General features: G+C 65.8%; 12 protein-coding genes and 1 riboswitch. Of the genes, 3 read left to right on the top strand and 9 right to left on the bottom strand.

The annotated features are described in order from the left end of the window. Positions 1-39 precede the first annotated feature (39 nt). Genes ribA through ACWKV7_RS05895 form a run of 3 tightly spaced genes read left to right on the top strand, consistent with a single transcriptional unit; the run spans position 40 to position 1,867 of the window. Entirely contained in the window at positions 40-657 is a 618-nt protein-coding gene (ribA, locus tag ACWKV7_RS05905) for a GTP cyclohydrolase II (RefSeq protein WP_483856725.1), read from the top strand. Then, entirely contained in the window at positions 654-1,073 is a 420-nt protein-coding gene (locus tag ACWKV7_RS05900; protein ID WP_483856724.1) for an MFS transporter, read from the top strand. The genes ribA and ACWKV7_RS05900 overlap by 4 nt, the downstream gene beginning before the upstream one ends. Next, complete coding sequence (locus tag ACWKV7_RS05895; protein WP_483856723.1) at positions 1,073-1,867, top strand: cobalamin-binding protein; 795 nt, start codon at positions 1,073-1,075, stop codon at positions 1,865-1,867. Before ACWKV7_RS05900 ends, ACWKV7_RS05895 begins: the two co-directional genes overlap by 1 nt. Positions 1,868-2,262: 395 nt before the next feature. Here the strand turns inward: ACWKV7_RS05895 and ACWKV7_RS05890 are convergent, their stop codons facing one another. From ACWKV7_RS05890 to ACWKV7_RS05850, 9 genes are all read right to left on the bottom strand, one after another. Beyond that, positions 2,263-4,194: a TonB-dependent receptor gene (locus ACWKV7_RS05890; RefSeq protein WP_483856722.1), complete on the bottom strand. Its 1,932-nt coding sequence runs from the start codon at positions 4,192-4,194 to the stop codon at positions 2,263-2,265. Positions 4,195-4,307: 113 nt separating this feature from the next. After that, positions 4,308-4,514: riboswitch (cobalamin riboswitch) on the bottom strand. 143 nt (positions 4,515-4,657) lie between these two features. After that, a complete protein-coding gene (dxs, locus tag ACWKV7_RS05885) occupies positions 4,658-6,568 on the bottom strand; it encodes a 1-deoxy-D-xylulose-5-phosphate synthase (RefSeq protein WP_483856721.1) in 1,911 nt (636 codons plus the stop codon). Between the two features lie 146 nt (positions 6,569-6,714). Next, positions 6,715-9,999 (bottom strand): carboxyl transferase domain-containing protein, encoded by a 3,285-nt coding sequence (locus ACWKV7_RS05880; RefSeq protein ID WP_483856720.1) that lies wholly within the window; start codon positions 9,997-9,999, stop codon positions 6,715-6,717. A 118-nt stretch (positions 10,000-10,117) separates the two neighbouring features. Continuing rightward, a complete protein-coding gene (gene ispA, locus ACWKV7_RS05875) occupies positions 10,118-11,005 on the bottom strand; it encodes a (2E,6E)-farnesyl diphosphate synthase (RefSeq protein WP_483856719.1) in 888 nt (295 codons plus the stop codon). After that, positions 11,002-11,244, bottom strand: a complete 243-nt coding sequence (locus tag ACWKV7_RS05870) for an exodeoxyribonuclease VII small subunit (protein ID WP_483856718.1) — start codon at positions 11,242-11,244, stop codon at positions 11,002-11,004. The genes ispA and ACWKV7_RS05870 overlap by 4 nt, the downstream gene beginning before the upstream one ends. A 74-nt stretch (positions 11,245-11,318) precedes the next feature. Then, positions 11,319-12,086, bottom strand: coding sequence for a sulfite exporter TauE/SafE family protein (locus tag ACWKV7_RS05865; protein WP_483856717.1), 768 nt, complete (start codon positions 12,084-12,086; stop codon positions 11,319-11,321). 148 nt (positions 12,087-12,234) lie between these two features. Next, positions 12,235-13,314 (bottom strand): endonuclease NucS domain-containing protein, encoded by a 1,080-nt coding sequence (locus ACWKV7_RS05860; protein WP_483856716.1) that lies wholly within the window; start codon positions 13,312-13,314, stop codon positions 12,235-12,237. Positions 13,315-13,331: 17 nt separating this feature from the next. Next, entirely contained in the window at positions 13,332-15,074 is a 1,743-nt protein-coding gene (locus tag ACWKV7_RS05855) for a restriction endonuclease subunit S (protein WP_483856715.1), read from the bottom strand. Beyond that, positions 15,071-16,051: a virulence RhuM family protein/type II toxin-antitoxin system death-on-curing family toxin gene (locus ACWKV7_RS05850; RefSeq protein WP_483856714.1), complete on the bottom strand. Its 981-nt coding sequence runs from the start codon at positions 16,049-16,051 to the stop codon at positions 15,071-15,073. Before ACWKV7_RS05850 ends, ACWKV7_RS05855 begins: the two co-directional genes overlap by 4 nt.

Here is a 16,051-nt window from a genome sequence, read left to right as displayed (position 1 = left end):
GCTACAATGCCGCCCTGCCGATTTTTTAGGAGTCATCCGGTGTCCGTCGTCTTCGTCGCCGCCTCCCAGCTGCCCACCCCGTTCGCAGTGTTCACCATGCACGGCTTCCTCGATGAAGAGACCGGCAAGGAGCATGTGGCCCTGACCCTCGGTCAGGTGAACGACGGCGAGCCCGTGTTGGGTCGGTTGCATTCCGAATGCCTGACCGGCGATGCCCTGTTCAGCCTGCGTTGCGACTGCGGCTTCCAGCTCGAAGCGGCGTTGCGCGCCATCGCCGAGGCCGGCCGCGGCGTGCTGCTCTACCTGCGCCAGGAAGGCCGTGGCATCGGCCTGATGAACAAGATCCGCGCCTACGAACTGCAGGATGGCGGTGCCGATACCGTCGAAGCCAATGAGCGGCTGGGCTTCGGTGCCGATCAGCGCGACTATGCCATCTGCGTACCGATGCTCGAACACCTGGGCATCACCAGTCTCAAGCTGATGACCAACAACCCGCGCAAGGTCAACGCCCTGGAAGGGTTCGGGGTACGCGTGGCCGAGCGCATGCCCCTGCAGTTCGGTCTCAACCCGCACAACCGCAAATACCTGGCGACCAAGGCCGGCAAGCTCGGCCACCTGCTCGGCAGCCTGCACCAGGGTGAAGTGGAGCAGCCGTGAAGCGCAGCGAAGTCCGGCGGCGGCTGGAGCTGGAATGGTGGCGCTACCTGCTGCTGACGCTGGCCCCGCTGTTCGTCGTCAGCCTGGTTTTCGGGCGCGCGGGACCCTCCCTGACGATGCTGGCCATGCCACTGTTCATCGCTGCCCTGGCCTCGCTGTTCCTCAGCTTGCCGCTGTTCCATGCCTACAAGCGCGCCTTGATCGCCACCGAGAAGGCGCTGAACACGGCTGAAGAGCACGACGCCTGGTTGGCCTTGGCGCGCACCCGTCGGGTGGCGTTTCTCGGCGCTGCGCTGCCGGCCTGGATTGCCGCCGTCGCGGTATTCGCCGGTCTCGAGGCGATCCCGCAGATCCTGCTGGCGCTGGCCAGCCTGGTGCTGCTGTACCTCTATCGCATTCCCCGCCAGCTCGGCTGATGCGCGCGCTGCTGCTAGCCCTGCTGTTGCTGGCCCTGCCGGCGTCGGCGGCGCAGCGGGTAATCAGCCTGGCGCCTTCCCTCAGCGAAATCATGCTCGAACTGGATGCCGGCGACCTGCTGGTCGGCGTGCTGGGGGGCGGCGAACGTCCGCCGCAACTGGCAGACCTGCCCTCGGTCGGTCGCCACGGCCAGCTGGAGATGGAAAGCCTTCTCGCCCTGCAACCCGACCTGGTGCTGCTGTGGCCCGACAGCATCGGTGCTGCCCAGCGCGAACAGCTCCGCCGGCTGGGCATTCCCCTCTACGAAGGCGCGCCGCGCAAGCTGGACGACCTGGCCACGCAGATCGTCGAAATCGCTGCCCGCATCGGCCGCGCGGAACGGGGGGCGCAGCGGGCCGAGCGCTTCCGCACGCGCCTGGCCGACCTGCGTGAGCGCTACCGACGGGAGAAGCCGCTGCAGGTGTTCTATCAGATCTGGGATACGCCGCTGTACACCATCGGCGGCCAGCAGATCATTGCCGACGCGCTGCGGGTCTGCGGGGCGCAGAACGTCTTTGCCGAGCTGACCCTGCCGGCGCCGCAAATCGGCATCGAGGCCGTGCTGGCCCGCGATCCCGAGGTCATCCTGGTCAGCGAACCGCGCCTGCTGGCGGGTTGGCAGGACTGGCCGCAACTGACGGCAGTGCGCCGTGGCCAGGTCTGGGCGATACCGGACAAGGGCCTGGAGCGGCCGAGCCTGCAGATGCTCGAAGCGACGGAGAAGCTGTGCGACCTGTTGGTGCGGGCCAGGTAGGGCACGGCCTTATCTGGACAGCGCTGACGTCGCACCCGTTTAAATCCCCAGGACTCCGCCCCGTCAGGGAGGCGGGCTGGTGAGGGTGGGGGGCGGGCCTGCCTGCCTGGTCTAGTCAGGCCAGGGTTTCGCTGGTCGGCAATGTTCCAAGCTGTGCCGCCGCCGAAGGTCGGCACCCAGCCAGCAGGCCGCACGGGAACCGAGCGCAAGCTTCCTTGACCCGGTCTTCGCCTGGGAGGCGGGAGAAGGGGCGCTGCCTGCTTGCCTGTTCCGGCCAGACCGGTAAAAGCCTCGGCTATCGGCAACTCTCCCAAACCCGTCATACCGACGAAGGTCGGTATCCAGCCAGCAGGCGGCGCCGGGCCTGCCCGCTGTGCTAGAAGCCCCTTGTCCGGTCAGAAGCGATAGCCAACGCTCAGTTGCACTTCCTCTTCGGGGGCGGGATACAGCCCTTTGTTGCCAGGTGTCCATTGGCTGTAAACGGCATAGCTGTCATAGCGCTTGCCGGTCAGGTTGTTGATCCGCAGCTTGGCATTGAACTGCTGGTAGTCGTAGGTCAGGCCCGCATTGAACAGGGTATAGCCACCCTCGCGCCCTTCGATATGAGCATCATCGCTGGAGAGATAGCGTGGGCCGGTGTAGTTGGCTTCCACGTAGCCGGTCAAGCCTTCCAGCAACAGGTAGCTGAGATTCACCCCGGCGGTATGCCTGGCTACGCCCGGTACATCGTTGCCCCTGAAGTTGCCGGCCTCATACTCGGCGTCGGTGAAGCTGTACTGGCCTCGCAGGTTCAGGCGCTCGGTGAGCTGACGCTGGCCTTCGAGCAGCAGGCCGTTGCGGCGGGTGTCGTCGAGGTTGACGTTGGCGCCTGGGAATCCGAACGCAAAATCCGGCCCGGGGGCTGCGCTATCGAAAGCGATCTCGTTTTTGAGGGCGAGGCGATAGAGCGTCAGTTGGTAATGCTGAATAGCATCTTGCCATTCGATCCCAGTCTCCCAGGAGGTACCGGTCTGTGGTTTGAGGAAGTTCGTTCCGGGAATGGTGTAACCGTTATCGTCGACATTGGCGAAGCGCAGTACGTCCTCGCGCTTGATGAACATACGGACGTACTCGTTTGCCTGCCAGCTTAGGCCGAGGCTATTGCTGTCCTCCCTGTCGGTGTGCGTGAGCCCTTTGCCTTTGTTGCGATCTTCCGTTTCGCTGGTGCGGTAGCCGACGGTCAGGAGTACGTTGCCGCCGAGCGGCTGGCTCAGTTGGGTGTACCAGTCGCGTTGGGTTTGCCGAAAGAGCGTCGCGCCAAAGCCGGAAACACGTTCGTAGTCGCTGGTGATGTGATCGTGGCCGAAAAGCCACTCGCTACGGCCCAGGGTGCTATCCCAGCGAGCCGTCAGGCGCGGGCTGAACGTCTCGACTCGGGTGTCCTGGACGAGGGGTTGCGACAGGTAGGCCACCGAATCGCTGTCCCGATAGCTGTAGTCGAAGTTCGCTGTCCAGTGCTCTCCCAGCGCCTGCTGCAGTGCGAAGCGGTTGACCTCTGTCTTGCTGTCGTTGAAGTCGCGGGGCTTGACGGTGGCCTTGCGATCCGCCCGGCGCTGGGCTTCGCTGAGCGCGCCGGAAAGGCGCAGTTCATCGTCGATGGTCTGGTATTCATAGAGCAGCCAGCCGCTGTCGTGGTCGTAGCGCAGGCGGCTGAACAGGTTGCTGTAGCTGGCATTGTTGTTGTCGCGATAGCCGTCCGAATGGCGGGCTTCGCCGCTGCCGTAGAGGGAGAAACCGCCGCCCAACTGGGCGAAGGCGTGGCCACGATAGGCTTCCAGGTCGTGGCTGCCGCGGCTGGTTTCCACATAGGCTTCGTTTTCGCTCGGGCGGCGGGTGATGATATTCACCACCCCGCCTACTGCCTGGTCGCCATAGAGCACGGTGCCGGCGCCGCGAATGATCTCGATGCGCTCGATATTGCCCAGCGGTACGCTATTGAGGTCGGCGGCTTCCTGGGAGGGATTGTTCAGTCGGCGCCCGTCCACCAGTATCAGGGTGTTGTTCACCGCGTTCGCTCCAAAGCCTCTGAGGCTCAGGGTCACACGGTTGCCGTCGCCGAAGATGTCCTGGATCTGCAACCCCGCCTGGGTCCGCAGCACATCCACCAGACTGCTGGCGGCGCTGGTCTCGATCTGTTCGCGGGTGATCACGGCGACGCTGGCGGGCGCCGGTGCTTGCAGGGGCGTGGCGCGGGTGACAACCAGGGGAGCTGCCTGGTAGGGCTCATCGGCAGCCAGGCCCAGGCCGGGGGCCAGGGCGACGGCGAGGGCAAGGCGGGACAGTTTCATGGTCGATCCTCAAAAGCAAGACGGAAAACTTTCGAGGAGGGCAGGGCAAGGGCAGGGGCACGGAAAACGCCAGGGCGGCAGCCTGCGCTTGACGGTGGAGCCCTCCGCAACACCAGTCGCATCGTGCCGAGGCAGGTCTCCGGGCTGCCGACACGCACCTCCCCGCCTTCCCAGGCGCCTTGCCCAGTGGCTCATCGAGAAAGCGGCGACCCGTGAGGGTCGCGGTCGGTTACCGTTGCGGGGGCAGCGCAGGCCTTTCACCTGCTTCCCGTTTAACGCCGCGCCTGTCGGCAGCGGCGACCTCGGCCAATCTGAATGCCGCGCACCTTAAGGCGCGGCAAGGGAAAACACAAGAAAGCCGGCGAGGCTTGCGTTGTGCAGCCTGTCTGTAGGGGCGAATTTATTCGCCAATGCAGTCCGTCAGGCGAATAAATTCGCCCAAACAATCGTGCCTCGCCCCGCCTTACGGGAGGGCCTTGATCTGCGCGGGTTCGAGCAGTGCCAGGCGTTCGCGTACCGCGGTCTCGATACCGGCGGCGTCGAGGCCGCATTCGGCGAGCATCTGCGCCGGCTTGGCGTGCTCGACGTAGTAGTCCGGCAGACCCAGGTTGAGCACCGGTTTGAGCAGGTTCTCACGGGCGAGCAGCTCGTTGACCGCGCTGCCGGCGCCACCCATGACGCTGCCTTCCTCGATGGTCACCAGCAGAGCGTGGGACTGTGCCAGCTCGAGCACCAACGCCTCGTCCAGCGGTTTGACGAAGCGCATGTCGGCGACGCTGGCGTCCAGGCGGTCGGCCACCCTCAGTGCTTCGCCCAACTGCACGCCGAACACCAGGAAGGCGACGTTCGCACCGCGGCGCCGCACGATGCCCTTGCCGATTTCCAGCGGCTCCAGGCCAGGCTCGATGGCCGCGTTCGGCCCGCTGCCGCGCGGATAGCGCACCGCTGCCGGCCCCTCGTAGTGGTAGCCGGTGGTGAGCAGGCGACGCAGTTCGTTCTCGTCGCTGGGGGTCATCACCAGCATGCCGGGAATGCAGCGCAGGTAGGCGATATCGAAGCTGCCGGCGTGGGTCGGGCCGTCTTCGCCGACCAGGCCGGCGCGGTCGATGGCGAACAGCACGTCGAGGTGCTGCACGGCGACATCGTGGACCAGTTGGTCATAGGCGCGCTGGAGGAAGGTCGAGTAGATCGCCACCACCGGCTTGGCGCCCTCGCAGGCCATGCCGGCAGCCAGGGTCACGGCATGCTGCTCGGCGATGGCGACGTCGAAATAGCGCTCCGGAAAGCGCTCGCTGAAGGTCACCAGATCCGAGCCTTCCTTCATCGCCGGGGTGATGCCGGTCAGGCGCGGGTCCTGTTCGGCCATGTCGCACAGCCACTGGCCGAACACATTGGAGTACTTCGGCCCGCCGGCCTTCTTCGGCTCGGCGCCCTGCGGCTCGAGCTTGGTGATGGCGTGGTAGCCGATCGGGTCGGCCTCGGCCGGGGCGAAACCCTTGCCTTTCTTGGTCACCACATGGAGGAACTGCGGGCCTTCCAGGTCGCGCATGTTGCGCAGGGTGGTGATCAGCGTCGGCAGGTCGTGGCCGTCGATGGGACCGATGTAGTTCCAGCCCAATTCCTCGAACAGGGTGCCGGGCACCAGCATGCCCTTGGCGTGTTCCTCGGTCTTGCGGGCGATCTCCCAGGCGCCGGGTAGGCGCGAGAGCACCTTCTTGCTGCCTTCGCGCATGCTGGCGTAGGTGCGGCTGGAGAGGATCTTGGCCAGGTAGTTGGACAGTCCGCCGACGTTATTGGAGATCGACATGTCGTTGTCGTTGAGCACCACCAGCATGTCGGCGCCGACGTCGGAGCCGTGGTTGAGAGCCTCGAAGGCCATGCCGGCGGTAAGGGCGCCGTCGCCGATCACCGCCACCGTCTTGCGCTTCTCGCCCTTGAGCTTCGCGGCAATGGCCATCCCCAGGGCGGCGCTGATGGAGGTGCTGGAATGGCCGACGCCGAAGGTGTCGTACTCGCTCTCGATGCGCCGCGGGAAGGCGGCGATGCCGTCCTTCTGCCGCAGGCTGTGCATGCGCTCGCGGCGGCCGGTGAGGATCTTGTGCGGGTAGGCTTGATGGCCGACGTCCCAGACCAGCCGATCGTCGGGTGTATCGAAGACGTAGTGCAGGGCGATGGTCAGTTCGATCACGCCGAGGCCGGCGCCGAAGTGCCCGCCGGTCTGGCCGACCGTGTAGAGCAGGTCTTGGCGCAGTTCGTCGGCCAGGGTCTCCAACTCCGCTTCCCCCAGGCGGCGCAGCTCGGCCGGCATCGCTGCACGGTCCAGCAGGGGCGTTAGCGGTCGCTCGCGGGGGATCTCAAGGAACGTCTTGGGCATCAGGCGAATCGTTATAGGCGTAAAAGAATGCGGCAGTTTACCCGAAAAAGGTTGCTGCAAGCGTGCGAACGCGGCTGAGGCCGGTAGCCGCAGGGGCCGGATCGGCGCCGCGGCGGTGCGCCCCGGCCGCGACCGGCCCAGCCCATTCACCAGGTATCGACGAACGGTCGCTTCTTGCCGCTGCGGGCCGCTGGGCGCGGGGTGGCATCCAGCCCGCGCAGCAGCCAGGCGCGGGTTTCCGCTGGGTCGATCACCGCATCGATCTCCAGATAGCTGGCCATGTTCAGCGCCTTGCCGTTGGCGTAGGCCTTGGCCACCAGTTTGTCGAACAGCGCCTTGCGTGCTGCCTCGTCCGGCTGGCTGGCCAGTTCCTTGGCGAAGCCCAGGCGCACCGCGCCTTCCAGGCCCATGGCGCCGAACTCGCCGCTGGGCCAGGCGACGGTGAACAGCGGCGCATGGAAGCTGCCGGCGGCCATGGCCTGGGCGCCGAGGCCGTAGCCCTTGCGCAGCACCACGCAGAAGAACGGCACCGACAGGCTCGCTGAGGCGACGAACATGCGCGACACGTGGCGCACCGTGCCCTGCTTCTCCGCTTCCGGACCGACCATGAAGCCGGGCGTATCGCACAGCGACAGCATGGGGATATCGAAGGCATCGCATAGCTGCATGAAACGCGCGGCCTTGTCGCCGGCCACCGCATCAATGGCGCCGCCGAGGTGCGCCGGGTTGTTGGCGATCAGTCCGAACGGCCGGCCTTCGATGCGAACCAGGGCGGTGATCAGCCCTGGGGCGAACTGTCGGCGCAGCTCAAGCACGCTGCCGGCATCGGCCAGGGTCTCGATCACCTGGCGAATGTCGTAGACGCGCAGGCGATTCTGTGGAATCGAGTGGCGCAGCGCGCGCTGGTCGGCGCACTGCCAGTCGCTTACAGGACCCTGGAAGTAGGACAGGTATTGCTTGGCCACGCGCACCGCCTCGGCTTCGTCCGCCACCACGACGTCGATCACCCCATTCGGCCCCTGTACGGCGACCGGGCCGACTTGCTCAGGGCTGAAACTGCCGAGACCGCCGCCCTCGATCATCGCCGGGCCGGCCATGCCGAGCGTCGCGTTCTCGGTAGCGACGATCACATCGCAGCAGCCGAGCAGCGCCGCATTGCCGGCGAAGCAGCGCCCGGACACCACCCCCACCAGCGGCACCAGCCCGGACAGCTTGGCCATGCCGACGAAGGTGTGGCAATCCAGCCCAGCCACGCCGACGAAATCGGTATCGCCCGGCCGCCCGCCGCCGCCCTCGGCGAACAGCACCAGCGGCAGGCGCCATTGCTCGGCCAGCTGCAGCAGGCGGTCGGTCTTCTTGTGGTTCATCACCCCCTGGGTGCCGGCGAACACCGTGTAGTCGTAGGCGATGGCCAGGCAACGCGCCGCCTCGGGGCCGAACTGCGCAGCGTTTACCGTGCCGGTGCCGGCCACCAGGCCGTCGGCCGGGCTCAGCTCGATCAACTCCTCCGGCGAGCGCCGGCGCCTTTGGGCGGCCAGGGCGAAGCCGCCGTATTCGCTGAAGCTGCCTTCATCCAGCAGGTCGGCAAGGTTCTCTCGCGCGGTGCGCTGGCCGCTCTTGCGTCGCCTGGCCACGGCCTGCGGGCGACGCTCGTCGGTGAGCAGGGCCTGACGCTCCAGCACTTCGGCGAGATCGGCGCGGATATGCGCCAGGTCCAGGCTTTCCTCGGTGTGCAGGTGGCCGCCGTCGACCTCGACGGGTTCGAGGAACAGCAGCGCCTGGCCTTCGCTGAGCGCATCGCCGGGGCGGGCGGCGAGGGCACGGACGATGCCGCTGCGCTCGGCCTTGACCACGAACTCCATCTTCATCGCCTCCAGCACCGCGACGGTTTGCCCGGCCGCCAGCACATCGCCCTCGGCGACCTCCAGATTGACCAGCACGCCGGTGCTGGGCGCACATAGCGGCTTGCTGCCGGGCGGTGCCTCGATCTGGTTTTGCGGCGGGTTGGTCGCGACCGCCGCCTGGGCGATGAACAGGTGGGGGTGAGCCTGGGGTTGCGCGGCCAGTAGTTCGTCCAGATGGCGTTCGACAAAGCGCGTGCCGACTCGATTGGCCTGCACGGCGGGATGGCGCAGCAGGTTCTGCAGCAGATGCAGGTTGCTCGCCACGCCTTCGATGCGGAACTCGCAGAGCGCGCGATAGGCCCGACGCAGCGCGCCCGGATAATCCGGTGCGTGGACCACCAGCTTGGCCAGCAGCGAATCGTAGGCGGGGCTGACCGGGTAGCCGGCGTAGCCGTAGCCATCGACGCGCAGCCCCGGCCCGCTCGGCGGCTCGTAGGCGGTCAGGGTGCCGGCGGCCGGGCGGGTGCTGCCGTCTGCGTGTTGGGTCTCCAGGTTGAGGCGCAGTTGCACGGCGCAGCCCTGGAGCGGCGGCGGCTGATCCAGGCCCAGCTCGCTCAGGCTGGCGCCGGCGGCCAGGTGCAGCTGGCTGTGTAGCAGGTCGACGCCGGTGACCGCTTCGGTGACGGTGTGCTCGACCTGGATGCGCGGGTTGGCTTCCATGAAATAGAAGCGTCCCGGCTGGGCCTCATCGAGGAGGAATTCGAAGGTGCCGATGCCGCGATAGCGCACCTCGCAGGCCAGGCGCAGCGCCGCTTCGATCAAGGCATCGCGGGTGGCGTCAGGCAACTCGGGGCTGGGGGCGATCTCGATCAGCTTCTGGTTGCGCCGTTGCAGGCTGCAATCGCGCTCCCACAGGTGGCTGACCGCGCCGCTGCCGTCGCCAAGCACCTGCACTTCGATATGCCGCGCCTCGCTCACCAATTGCTCGACATAGAGCGCGCCATTGCCGAACGCCGCCTGCGCCTCCGACTGGCAGCGGGCGTAGGCTTCGACCAGTTCGGCTTCGCTGTGCACCGCGCGCATGCCCCGCCCGCCGCCGCCGGCCAGGGCCTTGAGCATCACCGCGGCGCCGTCGCCGAGACCGAGCAGGAACTCGCGGGCTTCGTCCAGGCTCACCGCGCGGTTGAGGCCGGCCACCAGCGGCACATCGCAGCGCTCGGCCAAGTCGCGGGCGGCGGCCTTGTCGCCGAACAGCTCCAGCACCTGCGGCGGCGGGCCGACGAAGCACAACCCGGCCTGCTGGCAGCGGCGGGCGAACTCGGCGTTCTCGGCGAGAAAACCGTAACCCGGGTGGATCGCCTCGCAGCCCTGTTCGAGCGCGATGGCGAGCAACTGCTCCATGTCCAGGTAGGCCGGCACGCCGCGGCCTTGCAGCGCGACCGCGCCATCGGCCTTGTGCCGGTGCAGGGAGGCGGTATCGTCCTCGGCGTAGACCGCCACCGAGCGAATGCCCAGGTCCGCGCAGGCGCGGGCAATACGAATGGCGATCTCGCCACGGTTGGCGATCAGCAGGGCGGAAAAGGGCATGGTGGCTCCGGAGGGCGCAGTATCGTGCGCCTCATCTTAGGCCGTGGGGTTGCCCGGTAAACCAAGCCCGTGCCGTCGAAATACCGCCCATTGGCGCCAGTGATGATGGCGCGGGGCGTCAGTGGCGGCGGGAGACGATGTAGCGGGCCAGCTCGCGCAGCGGCTCGGCGGCCTCGTCGAACGGGCGCAGGGCGTGCAGCGCCAAGTCGCGTAGCTCCAGGGCGTAGGCCTTGGCCGCGTCCAGGCCGAGCAGGGCGGGGTAGGTGGGCTTGTGGTTGGCCTGGTCCTTGCCCTGGGTCTTGCCGAGGGTGGCGGTGTCGCTTTCCACGTCGAGGATGTCGTCCTGCACCTGGAACGCCAGGCCGATGGCTCGGGCGTAGTTCTGCAGGGCATGCAGGCTGTTTTCCTCGGCATTGCCGCTGGCCAGGGCGCCGAGGCGCACGCTGGCTTCGATCAGCGCGCCGGTCTTGTGCCGGTGCATGCTTTCCAGGGCCTGGCGGTCCAGGCGCAGGCCGACCGAGCCGAGGTCGATGGCCTGGCCGCCGACCATGCCGGCGGGACCGGCCGCTTGGGCCAGGCAGGCGACCATGGCCAGGCGCAGGTCGCTGGCCAAGGGGTTTAGTTGCGGGTCGGCGAGCACGCTGAAGGCCAGGCTCTGCAGACCGTCGCCAGCGAGAATGGCGCAGGCTTCGTCGAAGGCCTTGTGAGTGGTCGGCTGGCCGCGGCGCAGGTCGTCGTCGTCCATCGCCGGCAGGTCGTCGTGGACCAGTGAATAGGCGTGGATCAGCTCCACCGCGCAGGCCGCGCCGTCGGCGTCTTCCGCCGTGCCGCCGAGGGCTTCGCAGGCGGCATAGGCGAGCAGCGGACGCACCCGCTTGCCGCCGTTGACCACGCTGTAGCGCATGGCCTGGTAGAGGCGCGCCAGCTCGGCTTGCGGAGGGTCGAAGAGGTTTTCCAATGCGGCGTCGACCCGCGCCTGGCAGCGCGCCTGATAGGCCTCGATCATGCTTGCGGGTCCGCGTCGAAGGGGGCTTCCTCCAGCGCGCCGTCGCGCTCCAGGAGGATCTGCACCTTCTGCTCGGCCTGGCTGAGGGCGGCCTGGCAGTCGCGGGTCAGGCGGATGCCTTGTTCGAAGGCGTTTAGGGAGTCTTCCAGCGACAGCTCGCCGCTTTCCATGCGCTCGACCAGGGCTTGCAGGTCAGTGAGGGCTTGTTCGAAATCGAGGGCGGCTTTCTTGCGGGCCATGGCGGCGGTCTCGGCGGGTTGAAACGGTCGCGACACTAGCAGGCCGCGAAGCCGGGGGCAAATCCAGGGGTGGGTCAGGCCGAATAGGTCGTCCAGAAGTAATAGAGTGTCATGCCGCTACCGATGAGGATCACGCAGGCCCGCAGAATCATTGGCGGCAGGCGTTCGCCGAGGGCGCCGCCGGCATAGCCGCCGAGGGTCGCGCCGGCCAGCAGCACGGCCAGCTCGAACCAACTGACCCGCCCGGCGACGATGAAGGTCAGGCTGGCGACGCTATAGATCACTGCCGACAACAGATTCTTCAGCGCATTGGCCCGCGCCGGCGCATGGCCTTCGATGGAAAACGCCGCCAGTTGCAGGATGCCCATGCCGGCGCCGAAGTAGCCCCCGTAGACGGATACCAGCCCGTGGGCGCCGAGCGCCGCTGGCGAGTGCCGCGGGCGGTCCGTGCCTGTTCGATGGCTGGCCAGCCAGCGGCTCAGCCAGGGGCTGGCGGCGAACAGCAGAGTGGCCGCCAGCAACAGCCAGGGAATCAGCACGCGGAAGATCGAGTCGCCACCGGCCAGCAGCAACAACCCGCCGCCCAGCCCCCCGGCCAGCCCGGCCAGCATCAACGGCGGCAGGTAGCGCCCCAGCGGCCGCAGCGAGGCCCGCGCCGCCCAGGCCCCGGCCAGGCTGGCTGGCCACAGCGCCACCGCATTGGTGGCGTTGGCCGTCACCGGCGGCAGGCCGGCGGCGAGCAGTGCGGGGAAGGAGAAGAAAGTGCCACCGCCAGCCAGGGCATTCATGCCGCCGGCGGCGAGGCCGGCGAGGGCGAGCAAGAGGAGATCGGTCACAGGCATTTCGTCGCTCGCGGCAAAAGCATGCAGCGTAAGCCGCCGGTCTCAGCTAGCCAAGTTCGATGGAGCTGCTGACCTCGCAGGGATTGGTGCCCGCGAGGCGCCCATATCCGGCACCTCCGCACTGCGGGGTTGGAAATGGAGCGCCAATTCAGCTGATCCCGAAATGCTCCTTGAGCCTTTCGACCGTCCAGCGCCATTTGGGTGTGGTCGGGCGGCACACGGTGTTCTGGTTGCCGAACAGGCCGACCTCCTTCACCGCCTGCTCCAGCGGCACGGTCTGCTGCCATTCGACGGGCACGAAGTACTCGCAGCGCTGCGGGTCGTCGATGTGTTCGCGATGGTAGGTGGCGCTCGTGAGCAGGCTCAGTGCGGGCACCTCATGGCCCTGGTAAGGCAGGAGGAAGTCCGCGGCCGGCGTGGCGTGGCCGGTGACCCTGCCCACGCCGACGTAACCGGCGCCGGGCACGTTGACCCACACGCGGTCGCCGGGGCCGACCAGTTTCAGGCTATTGCTGTACCAGGTACCGCCGCCACCGCAGATGAAGCCGAACTGTCGGGCCTCCGGCCAGGAGCGCGCCATGCTATGGCCGAAGGAGCAGTAGAACTCGCCGTTCCACGGCTCGCTGGGCGTGCCCGGCTTGGTGGCGCTGGCCTGCGGCGCCTCGCTCGGGTCGAGCAGCCAGGCGCGGCTGATCAGTTGCTGCTCGCCCAGCTGGAACACCTGGAAGCACAGCACGTTGATGGCGATATCGCGTTCGCTCAGGTAACCGACGATGCGCTCGCTGCTGGCATCCAGCTCGGCGGCGACGATGACGATCTGGTGGCTCTGGTTCAGCGCCTCGGCCTCCAGCGGCGCGCCGAAGCGCGCCTGGAAGTCGGCGGCCAGATCGCCCAGCGGCTTGAAGCGCTGGTAGATGGCCTCGATATCGTTGGCCTGCAAGCGCTCGACCCACACCGCATAGTCCAGCGCCTGCGCCACCACTTCGCGCGGGGTGCGCTCGCGCTTGAGTTCGATCAGCACCAGCGAGGCATCCGGCGCCAGCGCCAGCAGGTCGATGCGCCCGCCCTGGCCGGTGCTTTCCTGACGGCCGATCAGCATCCAGTCCTCGGACAGCAACGCCGGGGCGCTGACGATCATCTCTTCGAGAAACTGCTCGCTGGCGAGCACGGCATTTTTCAGCGGCGCGGGTTGCGCGCCGACGGTCCAGATCTGGGTGCGAATGGGCATCCCTGCACTCCTGTTGGTTAGGCCACGGCCTGCTCGACCAGGGCATTGGCCAGCTGCTCATGCATCTGACGGGCCTGATTAAGGCGGGCTTTGAGTTGGTCGCAGAGCGCCATCAGTTGATCGACTTTGGCGACGATGCGGTGTTGTTCGGGGAGTGGTGGTAAGGGGAATGCACATGCTCGAAGCTGAGTCATGTTGATTGACGCAAGATTCGTGGTCTGTTTTGACGAGCCCGCAAAATAGTCTCGGGCAGGAGTCGAATTCAGATACATCTCGGCCCAACGAGGCTCCCAATCCTCGACTACCGCTCGTGCCCGAAAAACATGATTTTGGTGCAAGCACTCAGGCAACTCTTCACGCCAAATAGCAGTACGACCAACTTTATCCCAGTCACCTCCCTCAGTAATTAGGAGGTCGCCGTTTCTAAGCAGGTATTTTTCAACCTCATCTTCAGGCAGGTCGACTTCCTTAATCTGATCCAGCTCCAGTTGTCCACGCTGGACATTGGCTACCCGGAGATAGGGTTTGGAGACCAGCTTGCGGTTAGCAAGTTTTCTCCCGAGAGTGACACCGCCAGTGATATGCAGCACATCATCAATGCGTTGCCACTCCCACCCGCTAGGAGCATCAAAGGGGGGGGCGGGCAGTAAGTTAGTATCCAAGTCCTTTTGCTTTCGAGCTTTTGATTCAGCTAGAAATCGACGTTTCTCGATTTGAATTCGTCCTGCAAGTTCACAGGCGGGCTCATCACTAGGATCCTGCGCCACCAACTTACCCATCACCGCCAGTTGCAGCAGGGTTTGCTTGAGGGCGTCGATGCTGGATTCGGTGGTGAACAGGGTGTGGAAGTGTTCGGCCAGGCGCTGCCAGCTTTGCGCAAAGTCCTCGGCATCGCGGGCCTGGGTCAGGCTGTCCAGCAGCGCCTGCACCAGTTGAGCGTGGGCGCTGTCGGCATCTGCCTGCCGGGCTTCCAGCCGGTCGCACAGCGCCATCAGTTCATCGACTTTGGCGACGATGCGGTGTTGTTCAGGGAGAGGGGCCAGCGGAACAGGTGCAGCCCTCAGCTTCTCTTGGGAGATATTAACTTGACTGGCAGCCATTCCAGACTTTGCCTGTTCTAGGTAACGTGCCGTCTCGCCAGAATTAAGGCAAAGCGCCACGTAACGTCCACAAGCTCCAATGTCTATGGGATGAAAGCGGATGATTTTGTCTGAAATCATCAGCCGAGGCCTTGTGTCTTCAACCAAGCACGATATTCCCACTCGATTAGTTGGCCCAGCCCGAGTAAAGAGTATGTCGCCAGCTTTCACTTCCGCCTCGGGCCTTGGACTCAACTTGGCAGGCAGCTCTTTATTCTCCTCCTGTAAATATTGGAGCACCTGAACAGCCGTGGTTTTCAGGACCCCCCAAACATCATCACTTGGCGATGGCGATGACTCACAAGCAGGGCTCCATCCGGAGTCCATATCCGTGGTTATTTCAGAGAGTACTACCCATGTCCAAGAGCCCGGCAACTCAAAAGGCATCTCCCCCTCGCCAATCTCCGCCAACGGCTTCTGCTTCTTGATCTTCCCCTCCGCCACCAACCGCGCCTTTTCCTCGGCAATCCGCTTAAGCAACTCACTGGCCGGCTCATCAGTCGGGTCTTGCGGCACCAATTTGCCGCGCACAGCCAGCTCCAGAATCAGCTCACGCAGTTTTTTGATGCCATTGGGTGCGCCGGCCAGCAGTGGCAGGTTATCGATGAGCAAGGCGGTCATGGGCGGGGCTCCGGGGCGAGCATGTTCATGATCAGGCGAATCAGGGTGTCTTTCTGCGCCGGGGCGGATTCGGCGACCAGCAGGGTCAGCGCGGCCAGGCCGGTGTCGTTGATAAGCGGGTTGCCCTGGGTGTCCAGCAAACGACCGTTGCGGTGCAGAAAATCGACGAACAGGTAGGCGCCGCTGCGCTTGTTGCCATCGGCGAAGGGGTGGTTCTTGACCATGAAATACAGCAGGTGCGCGGCCTTGCTTTCCAGGCTGGGGTAGGCCGGCTCGCCAAACACGCTTTGCTGCAGGTTGCCGAGCAGGGCCGCCAGGCCCTCGCCACGTTCGCGGGCGAACAACTCGCTGGCTTCGCCGCGGGCCATCAACTGCGCCTTGAGCTGGTTCAGTTGCTGGCGGGCCTGGGTCAGGTCGGGTAGTTCGCCGCCGGGGCTGCCGGCCGGTTCGGTGAGCAGACCTTCGTCGTAGCGTTGCAGCCAGAGAAAGGTCTGGGTATAGCGGCTGACGATTTCCACCAGGCCACGGCCACCGTCGGCGTCCAGCTCGGGCGCGCGGGCGGTCTTGCGTACCAGTTCCAGCGCCGCTTCCAACTCGCGGGCGTTGGCCTCGAAGCGCTCGCGGTTGAGGCTGTAGCCCTGAGTCAGGTGTTGCTTGAGCACCTGGCTGGCCCACTGACGAAAACGCGTGCCTTGCTTGGAGTTGACCCGATAGCCCACTGAAAGCACGGCATCGAGGTTGAAGAACTCGACCTGATAGGTTTTGCCATCGGCGGCAGTTGTTGCATTTTTTGCAACCACTGCGGCTCGCTCCAATTCCCCTTCGGAAAATACGTTGCGCAGGTGGCGGGAAATCACGGACTTGTCCCTGGCGAAGAGCTCTGCCATCTGCTGCAGGCTGAGCCAGACGGTTTCTCGCTCCAGCTTGACGCTGATGCTGCCGCTGTCGCTTTGGTAAATCACGATCTCACTGTTCAT

This window comes from Zestomonas ipomoeae (genome assembly GCF_057128665.1).
Note: the sequence above shows the minus strand (reverse complement) of the source record. Positions and strands in the feature narration are given on the sequence as shown.

Coding starts and splice junctions, on each gene's coding strand:
- ACWKV7_RS05895 (WP_483856723.1), top strand. CDS start 1,073: ATGCGCGCGCTGCTGCTAGCCCTGCTGTTGCTGGCCCTGCCGGCGTCG.
- ACWKV7_RS05890 (WP_483856722.1), bottom strand. CDS start 4,194: ATGAAACTGTCCCGCCTTGCCCTCGCCGTCGCCCTGGCCCCCGGCCTG.
- dxs (WP_483856721.1), bottom strand. CDS start 6,568: ATGCCCAAGACGTTCCTTGAGATCCCCCGCGAGCGACCGCTAACGCCC.
- ACWKV7_RS05880 (WP_483856720.1), bottom strand. CDS start 9,999: ATGCCCTTTTCCGCCCTGCTGATCGCCAACCGTGGCGAGATCGCCATT.
- ispA (WP_483856719.1), bottom strand. CDS start 11,005: ATGATCGAGGCCTATCAGGCGCGCTGCCAGGCGCGGGTCGACGCCGCA.
- ACWKV7_RS05870 (WP_483856718.1), bottom strand. CDS start 11,244: ATGGCCCGCAAGAAAGCCGCCCTCGATTTCGAACAAGCCCTCACTGAC.
- ACWKV7_RS05865 (WP_483856717.1), bottom strand. CDS start 12,086: ATGCCTGTGACCGATCTCCTCTTGCTCGCCCTCGCCGGCCTCGCCGCC.
- ACWKV7_RS05860 (WP_483856716.1), bottom strand. CDS start 13,314: ATGCCCATTCGCACCCAGATCTGGACCGTCGGCGCGCAACCCGCGCCG.
- ACWKV7_RS05855 (WP_483856715.1), bottom strand. CDS start 15,074: ATGACCGCCTTGCTCATCGATAACCTGCCACTGCTGGCCGGCGCACCC.
- ACWKV7_RS05850 (WP_483856714.1), bottom strand. CDS start 16,051: ATGAACAGTGAGATCGTGATTTACCAAAGCGACAGCGGCAGCATCAGC.